Raw genomic sequence first — 13,291 nt, 5'->3', positions numbered from 1 at the left:
ACGGCGACCGTCGCGACCCGCGGGACGCAAGGCCCTTGCGGCTGTGCAGGACAGGAGGACAATGGCGACATGGACACGTCATCCGGCACCTACACCGCGAAGCTGATCGACGGGCCCCTCGAGGGGAAGACGGTCTCGACCGGCTTCCTCGACTCAGGTGATCCGCAACCGCGTCTCGAGATCCACGGTGACGCCGACAAGCGCTACGTGTACTCGCGCGGCGCGGGTCTGGAGTTCGACGCTCCCGGCGACGATCGCCCCACCGCCGTCGAGTACCGCTTCATCGAGACCGTCTTCGACTGATCCCCGCGGGCCGGGGCGGCGCGCTCGTCACCTGCCGCCCCGGCCCCGGTTCGGTCCCGGAGCCGCCGTCGCCTCAGCGCGCGACCGTGAAGTCGAAGATCGACGTGTCGAATCGGTTGTAGCCCTCGTAGTCGATGAGGTCGTAGAGGTCGGCCCGGTGCTGCATCTCGGGCAGCAGGCGAGTGAGCGCACCGGCATCCGCCAGTTCGTCGAGGCCGCGACCCGCCGCGCCCATCGCGATGCGCAGCAGCGAGACCGGCCAGATCACGAGGTTCATGCCCACGTCGGCGAGCTGCCGCACCGTGAACAGCTCGCTCTTGCCGAACTCCGTCATGTTCGCCAGCAGCGGCACGTCGACCGCGGCGCGGATCGCCGCGAACTCCTCGAGCGAGGCCATCGCCTCGGGGAAGATCGCGTCGGCGCCCGCGTCGACCAGGCGCTTCGCCCGATCGACCGCGGCGTCGAGCCCGTCGACCGCGCGGATGTCGGTCCGGGCCATGACCAGGAAGTTCGGGTCGCGGCGCGCGTCGACCGCGGCGCGGATGCGCTGGAGGGCGGTGTGCTCGTCGACGACCTGCTTGCCGTCGAGGTGGCCGCACCGCTTGGGGTTGACCTGGTCCTCGATGTGCAGTCCTGCGAGGCCGGCGTCCTCCATCTCCTGCACCGTGCGGGCGACGTTCATCGGCTCGCCGAACCCGGTGTCGGCGTCGACGATCGCGGGCAGCTCGGTCATCCGCGCGATCTGCTTCGCTCGGCCGGCGACCTCGGTGAGCGTCGTCAGGCCGATGTCGGGCAGGCCGAGGTCGGCCGACAGCACCGCGCCTGAGATGTAGACCCCCTCGAAGCCCTTGCGCTCGATGAGCCTCGCGGAGAGCGGATTGAACGCGCCGGGGAAGCGCAGCAGCTCGCCGCTCGCGAGGCGCTCGCGGAACGCCGCGCGCTTGTCGGCGGGGTTGGTCTGGGCGTACAGCATGGGTCCTCCTAGAAGATGCCGCGCGGGGCCTCGGCGTGGGCGAGCACGCCGGGTGCGGCGACGATGGTGAGCCGGCCGAGCTCGTCGGGTGCGAGCTCGGGCAGGCGCTGGGCGAGGTCGAGGAAGCGATCGATCTCTGCCGACTCGAGCACGTCGGCGGCGAGCGTGCGGAACTTCTGCACGTACTGCTCGCGGCCGAACGGGCGTGCGCCGAGCGGGTGCGCGTCGGCGACGGCGATCTCGTCGGTGACGGTCTCGCCGTCGTCGAGCGTGATGACGACGCGCCCGCCGAACGCCTTCTCGGCGATGTCGAGCGAGTGGTACCGGCGGGTCCACTCCGGGTCCTCGACCGTGGCGACCTTGCGCCACAGCTCGACGGTCTCGGGGCGGCTCGCACGCTCGGGCGCGTACGAGTCGACGTGGTGCCACGCGCCGTCCTGCAGTGCGACCGTGAAGATGTACGGGATCGAGTGGTCGAGCGTCTCGCGCGACGCGGTCGGGTCGTACTTCTGCGGGTCGTTCGCGCCCGAGCCGATCACGTAATGCGTGTGATGCGACGTGTGGATCACGACGCTCGCGATCCTCGACGGCTCGGCGACCAGCTCGGGGTGCTCGCGGTGGAGCTTCCGGGCGAGGTCGATCCAGGCCTGCGCCTGGTACTCGGCCGAGTGCTCCTTCGTATAGGTGTCGAGGATGGCGCGCTTCGCCTCGCCGCGTTCGGGGAGCGGCACGTCGTACGCGGCATCCGGGCCCTCGAGCAGCCAGGCGATGACGCCGTCCTCGCCTTCGTAGATGGGGGTCGGGCTGGTCTCGCCGCGCATCGCGCGATCGACCGCCTCGACGGCCATCTTGCCCGCGAACGCCGGCGCGTGCGCCTTCCACGTGGAGATCTCGCCCTTGCGCGACTGCCGGGTCGCGGTCGTGGTGTGCAGGGCCTGTCCGATCGACTGGAAGATCGTCGTGGCGTCGAGCCCGAGCAGGGTGCCGATGCCCGCGGCCGCGGCAGGGCCGAGGTGGGCGACGTGGTCGATTTTGTGCCGGTGGAGCGAGATGGCCTTCACGAGGTCGACCTGGACCTCGTAGCCCGTGGCGATGCCGCGCACGAGCTCACGGCCGGTGAGGCCGCGCGCCGCCGCGAGGTGCTGGGCGACCGCGACGATCGGCGGGATGTTGTCGCCGGGGTGGGAGTAGTCGGCCGCGAGGAACGTGTCGTGGTAGTCGAGCTCGCGCACCGCGACCCCGTTCGCCCACGCCGCCCACTCCGGGCTCGTCCGGCGGGCGGCGTCGAGACCGAACACGGTCGCGCCCTCGCCGCCGATCGACACCGGGTGGGCAGTGGCCTGGCTGCGTGCCGACACGACGGGGCGTCGGGTGAGGGATGCCGCGGCGACGGCGGCGTTGTCGATGACCCGGTTCACGACCATCTCGGCGACGTCGTCGGTCACCTCGACCGGGTCGGCGGCGACCTCGGCGATCTTCCAGGCGAGCTGGTCTTCTCGGGCGAGGTTCTCCTCGCTGCGGTGGACGCGCACGTGGTGGGACTGCACGGTGGACCTCTCCTGTCGGGTTCGGGTTCGGGTTCGGGTTCGGGATGTCGGGCCGGTCGGATGCGACGGGTCGGCGGGTCGCTCGGACCGCCCGTCAGGCGACGGCTCCCTCGGTTGCGGACCCCGGCGCGGTGGCGAGCGCGTTCGTGAGGCTCATGTGGAGGTGCACGTGGGTCGCGTGCGCGGCGAGTTCGGCATCGCGGGCCAGGATCGCGTCGAGGATGAGGAGGTGCTCGGCGGCCGCGGCGCGCAGGCGTTCCGGGTTGTGCCGCGAGAGCCGGCGGATCCGGGCGGAGTGGAGCTGGACGCTGCGGAGAGCCGCACCGAGGAAGGGGTTCGCGGCGGCCTCCTCGATGGCCGTGTCGAGGTCGTCGACGATCGCGAAGTACTGCGCGAGCCCCTCCTCGCCCTCGGAGAGCAGTCGCGGTGCATGCTCGAGCCGTTCGCGGACGGCCAGGAACGGCGCATCCGCCCGCCGTTGCGCTGCCAGCGCGGCCGCCCGCGCCTCGAGCGCCTCGCGCAGCTCGTAGAGCGAGACGATGTCGTCGCGCGAGACCCCGGTGACGACGGTGCCGCGGCCGGATGCCGCGACGAGTCCATCGGCGGCGAGCTGGCGCAGCGCCTCGCGAACGGGAGTGCGGCTCACGCCGAGACGGCTCGACTGCTCGACCTCCTGCAGGACCGTGCCCGGCTGGAGCGCGCCGTCGAGGATCTCGGTGCGGAGGGTGCGGTAGGCACGATCACCAGCTCGCATTCGGCCCTCCCCCCGTCGTGACATCCGCTTCATGTATACACGGAGGCTGCCATTGCCGCAATTCTCGCGGGAATCGTCCCTTTCTGTATACACCACGACCGCGCGGTCGTGGCATCCGCGGCATCGATCGACAGGAGAATCGGCGAATCACAGGACGGATTCCGCGATCGGCTCCTGCAGATCGCGCGGTTTCTGTGAACCGGAAGTCCTCGCGGGCGCACGGCGGGAGCGCGGGCGGCCCGGGACCGGGGCCGGCGTGCGGATGCCGCGGCCCGGACCCGCGGGACGAACGACCCCTCCGGCGGCGCGTCAGGCCTCCTACGCTCCTGTCCATGGACGCGACGACGCCGTCGACGACCGCCCGGCCCACCATCGCGAAGGACCCCGCGGCCCTTCGGGTGCGGCCGAACCTCGTCGACTACGACGAGGAGCGGGCCGCCTTCAGCTGGGACGACGCGCGCCGCGCGCTGGCCGGGCTCCCTGGCGGCGGGGTCAACATCTCCTACGAGGCGGTCGACCGGCACGCCGCAGGTCCGGAGGCCGGGCGCGAGGCGCTCCGGTTCGTGCGAGCCGACGGGACCACTCGCTCGCTGACCTATGCCGAGCTGGCCGAGCGTGCCGACCGGTTCGCGAGCGTCCTCCGCTCGCTGGGGGTGCAGCGCGGCGAGCGCGTGTTCTCGCTCCTCGGCCGCACGCCCGACCTGTATGCTGCCGTGCTCGGCACGCTCAAGCACGGCGCCGTGTTCTGCCCGCTGTTCTCGGCGTTCGGCCCGGAGCCCGTGGAGCAGCGCCTCGAGATCGGGAGCGGGCGCGTGCTCGTGACGTCGCGAACGCTGCACCACCGCAAGGTCGCGCAGATCCGCGAGGACCTGCCCGACCTCGCCCACGTGCTCCTCGTCGACGGCGACGGCGACGACGGCCCGGCCGAGCCCGACACGCTCGACCTCGCGGAACTCCTCTCCGCGGCGCCTCCGTACGGTCCCACCGCGCCGACCGGGCCCGAGGACATGGCCTTGCTGCACTTCACGAGCGGCACCACGGGGCGCCCGAAGGGCGCCGTGCACGTGCACGACGCGGTCACCGCGCATTACGCCACGGGCCGGTTCGCGCTCGACCTGCACCCCGACGACGTCTACTGGTGCACCGCCGACCCGGGCTGGGTGACCGGCATGTCGTACGGCATCATCGCCCCGCTCGTGCACGGCGTGACGAGCATCGTCGACGAGGAGGAGATGGACCCCGAACGCTGGTACCGCATCCTCGAGGAGCAGCGGGTGACGGTCTGGTACACCGCGCCCACCGCGCTCCGCATGCTGATGAAGGCGGGCGCCGAGCGTGCCGCCGCCCACGACCTGTCGTCGCTCCGATTCATCGCGAGCGTCGGCGAACCGCTCAACCCCGAGGTCGTCGTCTGGGGCCTCGAGGCGTTCGACCTTCCCGTGCACGACAACTGGTGGCAGACCGAGACCGGCGGCATCATGATCTCCAACTACCCGGCCATGGACATCCACCCCGGGTCGATGGGGCGCCCGCTGCCGGGCATCGAGGCCGCCGTCGTCGCCCGCGACGAGCACGGCGCGCCGGTCGTGCGCGACGGCGAGGTCGTCCTGGTGACCGATCCGGATGCCACGGGCGAGCTCGCCCTCCGCCCCGGATGGCCCTCGATGTTCCGCGGCTACCTCGACGAGGAGGAGCGGTACCGGAAGTGCTTCGTCGGCGGGTGGTACCTCACGGGCGACCTCGCCCGGCGCGACGCGGACGGCTACTTCTGGTTCGTCGGCCGCGGCGACGACGTCATCAAGTCGTCCGGCCACCTCATCGGCCCCTTCGAGGTCGAGAGCACGCTCCTCGAGCACGAGGCGGTCGCCGAGGCGGCCGTGATCGGCGTGCCCGATCCGGTCGCGGGCGAGGTCGTGAAGGCGTTCGTCGAGCTCAAGCCCGGCCACGAGGCATCCGACGCCCTTCGCCTCGAGCTCATCGGCTTCGCACGCAAGCGACTCGGCCCCGCGGTGGCCCCGCGCCTGCTCGACTTCACCGCCGCCCTGCCGAAGACCCGGAGCGGCAAGATCCTCCGCCGCCTGCTGAAGGCCCGGGAGCTGGGCCTGCCCGAGGGCGACACGTCGACGCTGGAGGCCGGCCGGTGATCCCCGAGGAGCGTGCGCATCGCATCGACGCCGACCCCGGGAAGGCGACCGGGCTGCTGCGCGACATGCTCCGCGTGCGCCGGCTCGAGGAGCGCTGCGTCGAGCAGTACAGCGCGGCCAGGATCCGCGGGTTCCTGCACGTCTACATCGGCGAGGAGGCCGTCGCGGCCGGGGTCATGTCGGCGCTCGGCGCCGACGATGCGGTCGTCGCGACGTATCGCGAGCACGGGCACGCGCTGCTGCGCGGCGTGCCCGCGACCGCGATCATGGCGGAGATGTACGGCCGCGCCGAGGGCTGCTGCCGCGGACGCGGCGGGTCGATGCACCTCTTCGACGCCCCGACGCGGTTCTTCGGCGGCAACGCGATCGTCGCGGGCGGGCTGCCGCTCGCGGTCGGGCTCGCGCTGGCCGATGCCATGGCGGGCCGCGACTGCGTCACCGCATGCTTCTTCGGCGAGGGGGCCGTCGCCGAGGGCGAGTTCCACGAGAGCCTCAACCTCGCCGCGCTCTGGGACCTGCCGATCCTGTTCTGCTGCGAGAACAACCTGTACGCGATGGGCACGGCGCTCGAGCGGTCGGAGTCGCAGACCGACATGGCGCTGAAGGCCTCGGCGTACGCCATCGCGTCGTGGGCGGTCGACGGCATGGATGTGCTCGCCGTCGAGGAGTCGGCACGGCGCGCGGTCGACGCCGTGCGCTCGGGCGGCGGACCGCACTTCCTGGAGTTCCGCACGTACCGGTTCCGCGCCCACTCGATGTTCGACCCCGAGCGCTATCGCGACAAGGCCGAGGTCCAGCAATGGATCGAGCGCGACCCGATCGAGCTGCTCCGCTCGGAGCTCGAGGCGGCCGGTCACCTGACCGCCGAGGGCTGGGCCGACCTCGACCGCGAGGCCGACGACGAGGTGGACGCCGCGGTCGCATTCGCCGAGGCGGGCACGCTCGAGCCCGTCGGCGACCTCGGGCGCTTCGTGTACAGCGAACGCGACGCCGACCGCGACGCCCCCCGCAGCGACGAACGGATGCCGCGATGAGGACCACGTACCGCGAGGCGATGCGCGCGGCGATGCGCGACGCGCTCCGTCGCGACGAACGCGTGTTCCTGATGGGCGAGGACGTCGGCCGCTATGGGGGCGGGTTCGCCGTCAGCCTCGGGCTGCTGGAGGAATTCGGCCCCGGACGCATCCGCGACACGCCCCTGTCGGAGGCCGGCTTCGTCGGCGCCGGGATCGGCGCGGCGCTCGGCGGCATGCGCCCGATCGTCGAGATCATGACGGTCAACTTCAGCCTGCTCGCGCTCGACCAGATCGTGAACAACGCCGCGACGCTGCTGCACATGTCGGGCGGGCAGTTCAACGTGCCGATCGTGATCCGGATGACGACGGGCGGCGGCCGGCAGCTCGCCGCGCAGCACTCGCACAGCCTCGAGGGCTGGCTCGCGCACATCCCCGGGCTCCGGATCCTCACCCCGGCAACGCTCGAGGATGCGCGCGGCATGCTGTGGACCGCGCTCGAGGATCCCGACCCGGTGCTGGTCTTCGAGCACGGCTCCCTCTACAACGTCGACGGCGAGCTGGCGGATGACGCGGGGCCCGTCGACATCGACCGCGCCGCCGTGCGGCGCGCGGGCGGCGACGTGTCGCTCATCACCTACGGCGGCACCCTGCCCACGGTGCTCGATGCGGCCGACGCGCTCGCGGGCGAGGGCATCGACGCGGAGGTGCTCGACCTGCGCACGCTGCGGCCGCTCGACCACGAGTCGATCCTCGCGACCGTGGCGAAGACGCATCGCGCCGTCGTGGTCGACGAGGGATGGCGCAGCGGCGGCATCTCCGCCGAGATCAGCGCACGGATCACCGAGTCGGCGTTCTACGATCTCGACGCGCCGGTCGGCCGGGTCTGCAGTGCCGAGGTGCCCGTGCCGTACGCGAAGCACCTCGAGGAGGCGGCGCTGCCGTCGGTCGACGGCGTGGTCGCGGCGGCCCGCGAGGCGGTGGGCGCGCGTGCCTGAGCTGCTCATGCCCTCGCTCGGCGCCGACATGGAGCACGGCAAGGTCGTCGAGTGGCTCGTGGAGCCCGGCGAGTACGTGCATCGCGGTGATCTCGTCGCCGCCGTCGACACCGAGAAGACCGTCATGGAGATCGAGTCCTTCGAGGAGGGCGTCGTCGCCGAGTACCTCGTCGAGCTCGGCGAGACCGTGCCGGTGGGCACCCCGATCGCGCGGGTCACGGGCACGCCGGCCGACGTACCGGGGCCTGCGCCGACGGATGCCGCGCCGCCGCCGCCCGCCCTGCCGGCCTCCGCCGAGGCAGCCTCCGCCGGGACAGCCTCCGCCGGGGCAGCCTCCGCCGGGGCAGCCTCCGCCGGGGCCGACAGAGCCCCGGTCCCGGCCCACGCGGACGGCGGCCGCCTGACCCCACCCATCCGGCACCTGGCCCAGCAGCTCGGCGTGGACGTCGACCGGCTCACCGGCACCGGACGCCACGGTTCGGTGACGCGCGCCGACGTGGAGGCGGCCGCCCGGGCTCCGTCCGCGGCGGCCTCGGGCGCGACGGCGCCACCGGCGGCAGCGGCGGCCAAGGCGGCCGAGGCGGCATCGGAAATGGAACGGCCGACGCGGCCCGCGGCGGCCGATCAGGCGGCCGGGCGTGTGCGCTCGTCGCCGCGCGCACGCCGCCTGGCCGGCGAGCTCGGCGTCGACCTGGCCGGACTCCGCGGCACTGGGCCGGACGGCGCGGTGACCGAGGCGGACGTGCGTGCCGCAGCCGCACCCCCGGCGCCCGGACGCGAGGGGCACATCGTGGCTCCGGGCGAAGCGCCGGCTGGGACTCCGGCCGGCGGTCCGGCGGCTGGGGCTCCGGGCGAGGCGCCGGCCGGCGGTCCGGAATCCGAGGAAGCCGACCGACCCGTCTCCGGTCGTGCGCGCCGGCCGGCCCGCGCGGAGGCGGCGGAGCGCGTCGCGGGTCTCCGCCGGGCGATCGGCGCGCTCATGGCGCGATCGAAGCGCGAGGTGCCGCATTACTACCTCAGCACGACGATCGACATGGGCCGCGCGCTCGACTGGATGCGCGAGGCCAACGCCGAGCGCCCGATCTCGGATCGACTCGTCCCCGCGGCGCTTCTGCTCGCCGCGACGGCGCGCGCCGCCCGCGACGTGCCCGACGTGAACGGCCTGTACGTCGACGGCGCGTTCCGGCCGAGCACGGCGGTGCATCTCGGCGTGGCGGTCGCGCTCCGCGGCGGCGGACTCGTGGCGCCGGGCATCCGCGACGCCGACTCGATGCCGCTCGACGAGCTCATGGCCGCCCTGCGGGACCTCGTCGCCCGCGCCCGATCGGGAAGGCTGCAACGCGCCGAGATGGCCGATCCGACGATCACCGTCACGAACCTCGGCGACCTCGGGGTGGAGTCCGTGTTCGGGGTGATCTACGCGCCGCAGGTCGCGCTCGTCGGCTTCGGTCGCATCACCGAGCAGCCCTGGGCGCGCGACGGGATGCTGGGCGTGCACCCGCTCGTCACGGCGACCCTCTCGGCCGACCACCGCGTGAGCGACGGCCTACGGGGCGGGCGATTCCTCGCCCGCATCGACGAACTGCTGCAGGAGCCGGAGGAACTGTGAACGAGACCGATGCCCGCTCGGCGGTGCTCGCGGCCCTGAACGAGGTCGCCCCCGACGTCGAGACCGAGGAGTTGGAGGGCTCGGAGCGCCTCCGGCAGGACCTCGAGCTCGACTCCCTCGATTTCCTCCGCCTGCTCGAGACCCTCGCCGGCACGACAGGCGTCACGGCCTCGGAAGACGACTACCCCGGCCTCACGACCGTGCAGTCGCTCGTCGACTACGTCGCCGCACACGGCTGACCGGAGGCGCCCCGCCGCGCCTCAGCCGTTCCAGCCCGGCGGTCCGGCCCGGGCCTGCGCGATCGCCTCGGCGAACGGAGCGGCCACCGCAACGGTGACGGATGCCGCGGGGCCCGCGACCTCGCACGCGACGAGCCGCGCGCCGTTGCGTTCGGCGGCGATAGCGGCGAGGGCGCACGGGTCTGCCGGGACGACGCCCGCGACGGCATCCGCGGCGGCGAGCGCCGCCGCGTCGGCCGCGTTCGCCGCGAACTGGGACGCCACCGAACCGGCGAGGACCGCTGCGAAGCCCGCGGCGAGCGCGACCACGGCGCCGACGATCGCGAGTGCGAGGACCGTCGCCGCGCCCTCCTCGGCCGGGGCCCGCTCGCGGACCACCGTCTGCCGCCCGTCACCTCGGCGCCGAGCCCGCCCGTCACGTCGGCACCGAGCCCGCGCGGTCACAGACCGCCCCGGAGCGCGCACGACGTGGCCCGCAGCTCGAGCGCCGCGAGGAGTCCGCCGGCACCGCCGGTGAGCGTCGCGCACGCGAACTGCTCGTCCGTGCTGGTCGACAGCCGCGCACCGGGTGCGTTGCGCGCCGCGATCGCCGCGGCCTCGCCCACGGCGTCTCCGCGGCCGAGCGAACGAGCGGCGTCGGCCGCGGCATCCGCCAGGCGCACCTGCACGGCGGCGACGTGCACCGATGCGATCGACAGGGCGAGGACCAGGGCGATCGCGGGCAGCGCGACGGCGAACTCGGCCGTCACGCTGCCCCGTTCGCCGTCACCCCACCGTGAGCGCATTCCGCACGAGGTCGGTGAGGATGCCGCGCACCTCGTCGCCGCGGAGGATGACGACGAGCAGCCCGGCGAAGCCGACGGCGGCCATCGTCGCGACGGCGTACTCGGCGGTCGCAGCGCCGCGCTCGCCGGCGAGGCGGCGCAGGAGCCGACGGACGCCGTCGGGCATGGTCGGACGCGGCGTGGGCTCGCCGGCGGCGTCGCCGTGGTCGGGGGCTGGGGCAGCGTGCATGGGATTCCTCTCTTCGGGCCGCGGGTGCGGCGTGACGGCACGAGTCGGGTGGGCGTCATGCGGGACCGCCGAGGGTGCCGGTGACGACGGAGATCAGGAGCGGCGCGACGCCGAGGAGCACGAAGGCGGGAAGTACGCAGCATCCGAGCGGGATCATGAGGCGCACGCCGAGCGTCGCGGCGCGGACGGCACCGTCGGCGCGAGCCGTTCCGCGCACGCGTGCGGCCTCGGCGCGGAGCAGGTCGGCGACGGGCGCGCCGGCGCGCTCGGCGAGGGCGAGCACGGGTGCGGCCGCCGCGGTGCCCGCGAGCTCGGGCAGGTGCGTGCGCAGCGCCGCGCGTACGATGTCGTCGGCCCGGTCGAGCGATGCGCCGCTCGCGAGCGCCACTGCGAGGAGGTCGAGCTCGAGTCCGGGTGCGGGCCGCGCGACCGCCGCCCGGGCGATGAGCGAGCGGTTCCACCTGGCGCCCGCCCACAGCAGGACGGAACCGGCGACCAGGCAGCCGAGGCCGAACGGATTGCCGAGCAGGACCCCGACCGTGTCGAAGCCCAGCGTCGCACCGAAGAGCAGTGCGATCACGGGAAGGGCGGCGACGAGCCGGCTGCTCGCGGCGGGACCGGCGAGCGCGGCCCGGGCGTCGCGACGCAGCTGCGCCTCATCGCGCAACGAGCCCGCCAGGACGGTCAGGCAGGCGGCCAGCGGGGATCCCGCGACGTCGGCCACCGACCACGCCGCCGCCAGGATCGACCACGCCGGCGAGGCGTCGGGCCGCACGCGGGTCGCGCGCTCGATCGCTGCGGCGACGTCGGCGCCCTCGACCGCCGCGTCGGCCGCGGACGCGAGCACCGCGTCGTCGGCCGAAGCGCCCGCGGCGACCCCCGGTGGACGGCCCCTGACGAGCCGTCCGTCGATCCCGACGTTGCGCCAGGCCGCCGCGGGCGCGAGGCCCGCGCCGAGCAATGACGCGAGCCGCTCGGCGACGGCTGCCACCCGGTCGATCGACGCCGCCGGGTCGGTGCGCCGTCGTGCGATCACGCGAGCGACGAGCCCGGGCACGCGACCGCGCCGCGGAGGTGCGGGCGTGCCGACGGAGCGGTGCGACCTCAGCACGGCTGCACCTCGAGCCGGTCGTCCCGGAGGCGCAGCCGGCCCACCTGCGCAACCCGCCGCCGGCCCCGGTGCCGTTCGAGGTGCACGACGAGGTCGAACGCGCTCACGGCCTGCCGGGTGACGGCGGCGGCCGTCATGCCGCCCGTCGCGCCCAGCGCCTCGAGCCGGGCGGGGACGTCGTCGAGCGAGTTGGCGTGCAGGGTGCCGGCACCTCCGTCGTGCCCGGTGTTCAGTGCGGCGAGCAGTTCGCGCAGTTCGGGACCGCGGCACTCCCCCACGACGAGCCGGTCCGGCCGCATGCGGAGCGCCTCGCGCAGCAGCACGTCGAGGCCGATGCGTCCGGTCCCCTCGAGGTTCGCCTGGCGGGCCTCGAGCGCCACGACGTGCGGATGGTCGAGCCGGAGTTCCGCGACATCCTCGAGCAGCACGATCCGCTCGCGGTGCGGCGCCTCGGCGAGCATGGCGCCGAGCAGCGTGGTCTTGCCGGTGCCGCCCGCGCCCGTCACCAGGACGTTGCGGCGTTCCGCGACCGCTCGGCGGAGCACCTCCTCCTGCGCGGGTTCGAGCATCCCCGCCCTCGCGAGCGCCGAGAGCGAGAACCCCGCGACCCTCGGCACGCGAACCGAGATGAGCGTGCCGCTCGACGACAGCGGCGGCAGCACCGCATGGACCCGGATGCCGCGACCGAGCCGCACGTCGACCGCCGGGGTCGCCTCGTCGACATGGCGGCCGCCGCGGGCGATGAGCCGGACCGCGAGCGCCCGGACCTCGCTCTCGCTCGCCGCCCACCGGGGCTCGCGCTCCGGTCCCGCGCCGCGATCGATCCAGAGACCGCGTTCGCCGTTGACGAACAGGTCGGTGACGGGTCCGTCGCCGGCGAATCCGGCGAGCGGACCGAGCGCGTCGAGCTCCTCCGCGGTGACGCCGGAGGATCGACCCTCGCCGGCCGAGTCCGACGATTCGGCCGAGCCACCCGGGCCGCCGGGGCCGGTCGCCCGGACCGAGCCGGCCGGGTCGCCCTGACCGCCGGCGTCGACGGGCACGGAACGCGCCGAGCTCGGCACGTCGCGGCCGTCGTCGGCGTCGACAGGCGCCTCGGGCGCGGACTCCCACGACGGGATGGCGACGAACGGGCTGGGCATGCCGACGACGCTAGGTGCGGCGGAGCGCCCGATCGGCGACGGGGCCGCCCGAGACACGACGAATCCTCCCCCACCCCGTTGTGGAGGAGGACTCGTTCGGGGCGAGGACGCCCGGTTAAAAGAAGGGGGCGGCACCCATTGGGGGGAACAGGTGCCGCCTCGGCAGCAAGGGATTGGGGGGAATCACCTGTGCTGCAGGCCTCGAAACGACGTTCGGGCGTACCCAGTGTATGGGCTGACAGTCCATACGCAAGTACTTTTTGTCCTCATTTGTGGGGACACACAGAATTCTCTGCGAGATCCTCCATCCGGCTCGTCGGAAGCCCACGAAACCGAAGGCGAAGCACCGGAAATTGCACTGAATCCGTATCAGGTGGCGACCGACACCCCGTCGCATCCACCCAGGGACGGCCTTCATCGTACGCCGCCGGAGCCCTGTCACGC

General features: G+C 73.7%; 14 protein-coding genes. 6 read left to right on the top strand and 8 right to left on the bottom strand.

Translation table 11 applies throughout. The features are described from left to right. Nucleotides 1-69: 69 nt before the first annotated feature. Nucleotides 70-303 (top strand): hypothetical protein, encoded by a 234-nt coding sequence (locus ACULK4_RS05550; RefSeq protein ID WP_445965651.1) that lies wholly within the window; start codon nt 70-72, stop codon nt 301-303. Between the two features lie 73 nt (nt 304-376). Here ACULK4_RS05550 and prpB read toward each other — a convergent pair whose 3' ends face one another. From prpB to ACULK4_RS05535, 3 genes are all read right to left on the bottom strand, one after another. Further along, on the bottom strand, nt 377-1,276 hold the full coding sequence (gene prpB, locus ACULK4_RS05545; protein WP_445965652.1) for a methylisocitrate lyase: 900 nt from the start codon (nt 1,274-1,276) through the stop codon (nt 377-379). A gap of 8 nt (nt 1,277-1,284) precedes the next feature. Continuing rightward, nucleotides 1,285-2,823 carry an MmgE/PrpD family protein gene (locus tag ACULK4_RS05540; RefSeq protein ID WP_445965653.1) on the bottom strand — a complete coding sequence of 513 codons (1,539 nt, stop codon included), beginning with the start codon at nt 2,821-2,823 and terminating at the stop codon, nt 1,285-1,287. A gap of 94 nt (nt 2,824-2,917) precedes the next feature. Continuing rightward, nucleotides 2,918-3,577 carry a GntR family transcriptional regulator gene (locus ACULK4_RS05535; RefSeq protein WP_445965654.1) on the bottom strand — a complete coding sequence of 220 codons (660 nt, stop codon included), beginning with the start codon at nt 3,575-3,577 and terminating at the stop codon, nt 2,918-2,920. A 332-nt stretch (nt 3,578-3,909) separates the two neighbouring features. On the opposite strand from ACULK4_RS05535, the gene acsA reads away from it, so the two are divergent. From acsA to ACULK4_RS05510, 5 genes are read left to right on the top strand one after another with little or no spacing between them, the layout of a single operon-like run. After that, on the top strand, nt 3,910-5,721 hold the full coding sequence (gene acsA, locus ACULK4_RS05530; protein WP_445965655.1) for an acetate--CoA ligase: 1,812 nt from the start codon (nt 3,910-3,912) through the stop codon (nt 5,719-5,721). Beyond that, nucleotides 5,718-6,755: a pyruvate dehydrogenase (acetyl-transferring) E1 component subunit alpha gene (gene pdhA / locus ACULK4_RS05525; protein WP_445965656.1), complete on the top strand. Its 1,038-nt coding sequence runs from the start codon at nt 5,718-5,720 to the stop codon at nt 6,753-6,755. Before acsA ends, pdhA begins: the two co-directional genes overlap by 4 nt. After that, nucleotides 6,752-7,732, top strand: a complete 981-nt coding sequence (locus ACULK4_RS05520; protein WP_445965657.1) for an alpha-ketoacid dehydrogenase subunit beta — start codon at nt 6,752-6,754, stop codon at nt 7,730-7,732. The genes pdhA and ACULK4_RS05520 overlap by 4 nt, the downstream gene beginning before the upstream one ends. Then, nucleotides 7,725-9,341, top strand: coding sequence for a dihydrolipoamide acetyltransferase family protein (locus ACULK4_RS05515; protein ID WP_445965658.1), 1,617 nt, complete (start codon nt 7,725-7,727; stop codon nt 9,339-9,341). Before ACULK4_RS05520 ends, ACULK4_RS05515 begins: the two co-directional genes overlap by 8 nt. Then, on the top strand, nt 9,338-9,580 hold the full coding sequence (locus tag ACULK4_RS05510; protein ID WP_445965659.1) for an acyl carrier protein: 243 nt from the start codon (nt 9,338-9,340) through the stop codon (nt 9,578-9,580). Before ACULK4_RS05515 ends, ACULK4_RS05510 begins: the two co-directional genes overlap by 4 nt. A gap of 21 nt (nt 9,581-9,601) precedes the next feature. Here the strand turns inward: ACULK4_RS05510 and ACULK4_RS05505 are convergent, their stop codons facing one another. From ACULK4_RS05505 to ACULK4_RS05485, 5 genes are all read right to left on the bottom strand, one after another. Next, nucleotides 9,602-9,958: an Rv3654c family TadE-like protein gene (locus ACULK4_RS05505; RefSeq protein WP_445965660.1), complete on the bottom strand. Its 357-nt coding sequence runs from the start codon at nt 9,956-9,958 to the stop codon at nt 9,602-9,604. 62 nt (nt 9,959-10,020) lie between these two features. Further along, nucleotides 10,021-10,329: a TadE family type IV pilus minor pilin gene (locus ACULK4_RS05500; protein WP_445965661.1), complete on the bottom strand. Its 309-nt coding sequence runs from the start codon at nt 10,327-10,329 to the stop codon at nt 10,021-10,023. Between the two features lie 16 nt (nt 10,330-10,345). Next, on the bottom strand, nt 10,346-10,531 hold the full coding sequence (locus tag ACULK4_RS05495) for a DUF4244 domain-containing protein (RefSeq protein ID WP_445965933.1): 186 nt from the start codon (nt 10,529-10,531) through the stop codon (nt 10,346-10,348). 118 nt (nt 10,532-10,649) lie between these two features. Further along, a complete protein-coding gene (locus tag ACULK4_RS05490; protein WP_445965662.1) occupies nt 10,650-11,705 on the bottom strand; it encodes a type II secretion system F family protein in 1,056 nt (351 codons plus the stop codon). Then, nucleotides 11,699-12,847, bottom strand: a complete 1,149-nt coding sequence (locus ACULK4_RS05485) for a TadA family conjugal transfer-associated ATPase (protein WP_445965663.1) — start codon at nt 12,845-12,847, stop codon at nt 11,699-11,701. Before ACULK4_RS05485 ends, ACULK4_RS05490 begins: the two co-directional genes overlap by 7 nt. Nucleotides 12,848-13,291 lie beyond the last annotated feature (444 nt).

It is taken from the genome of Agromyces selenitireducens (assembly GCF_052748465.2).
Note: the sequence above shows the minus strand (reverse complement) of the source record. Positions and strands in the feature narration are given on the sequence as shown.

What these genes read in the sequence shown, in the direction of transcription:
- ACULK4_RS05495 (WP_445965933.1), bottom strand. Translation starts at nt 10,531, where the DNA reads ATGCCCGACGGCGTCCGTCGGCTCCTGCGCCGCCTCGCCGGCGAGCGC.
- ACULK4_RS05535 (WP_445965654.1), bottom strand. Translation starts at nt 3,577, where the DNA reads ATGCGAGCTGGTGATCGTGCCTACCGCACCCTCCGCACCGAGATCCTC.
- ACULK4_RS05520 (WP_445965657.1), top strand. Translation starts at nt 6,752, where the DNA reads ATGAGGACCACGTACCGCGAGGCGATGCGCGCGGCGATGCGCGACGCG.
- acsA (WP_445965655.1), top strand. Translation starts at nt 3,910, where the DNA reads ATGGACGCGACGACGCCGTCGACGACCGCCCGGCCCACCATCGCGAAG.
- ACULK4_RS05550 (WP_445965651.1), top strand. Translation starts at nt 70, where the DNA reads ATGGACACGTCATCCGGCACCTACACCGCGAAGCTGATCGACGGGCCC.
- ACULK4_RS05485 (WP_445965663.1), bottom strand. Translation starts at nt 12,847, where the DNA reads ATGCCCAGCCCGTTCGTCGCCATCCCGTCGTGGGAGTCCGCGCCCGAG.
- prpB (WP_445965652.1), bottom strand. Translation starts at nt 1,276, where the DNA reads ATGCTGTACGCCCAGACCAACCCCGCCGACAAGCGCGCGGCGTTCCGC.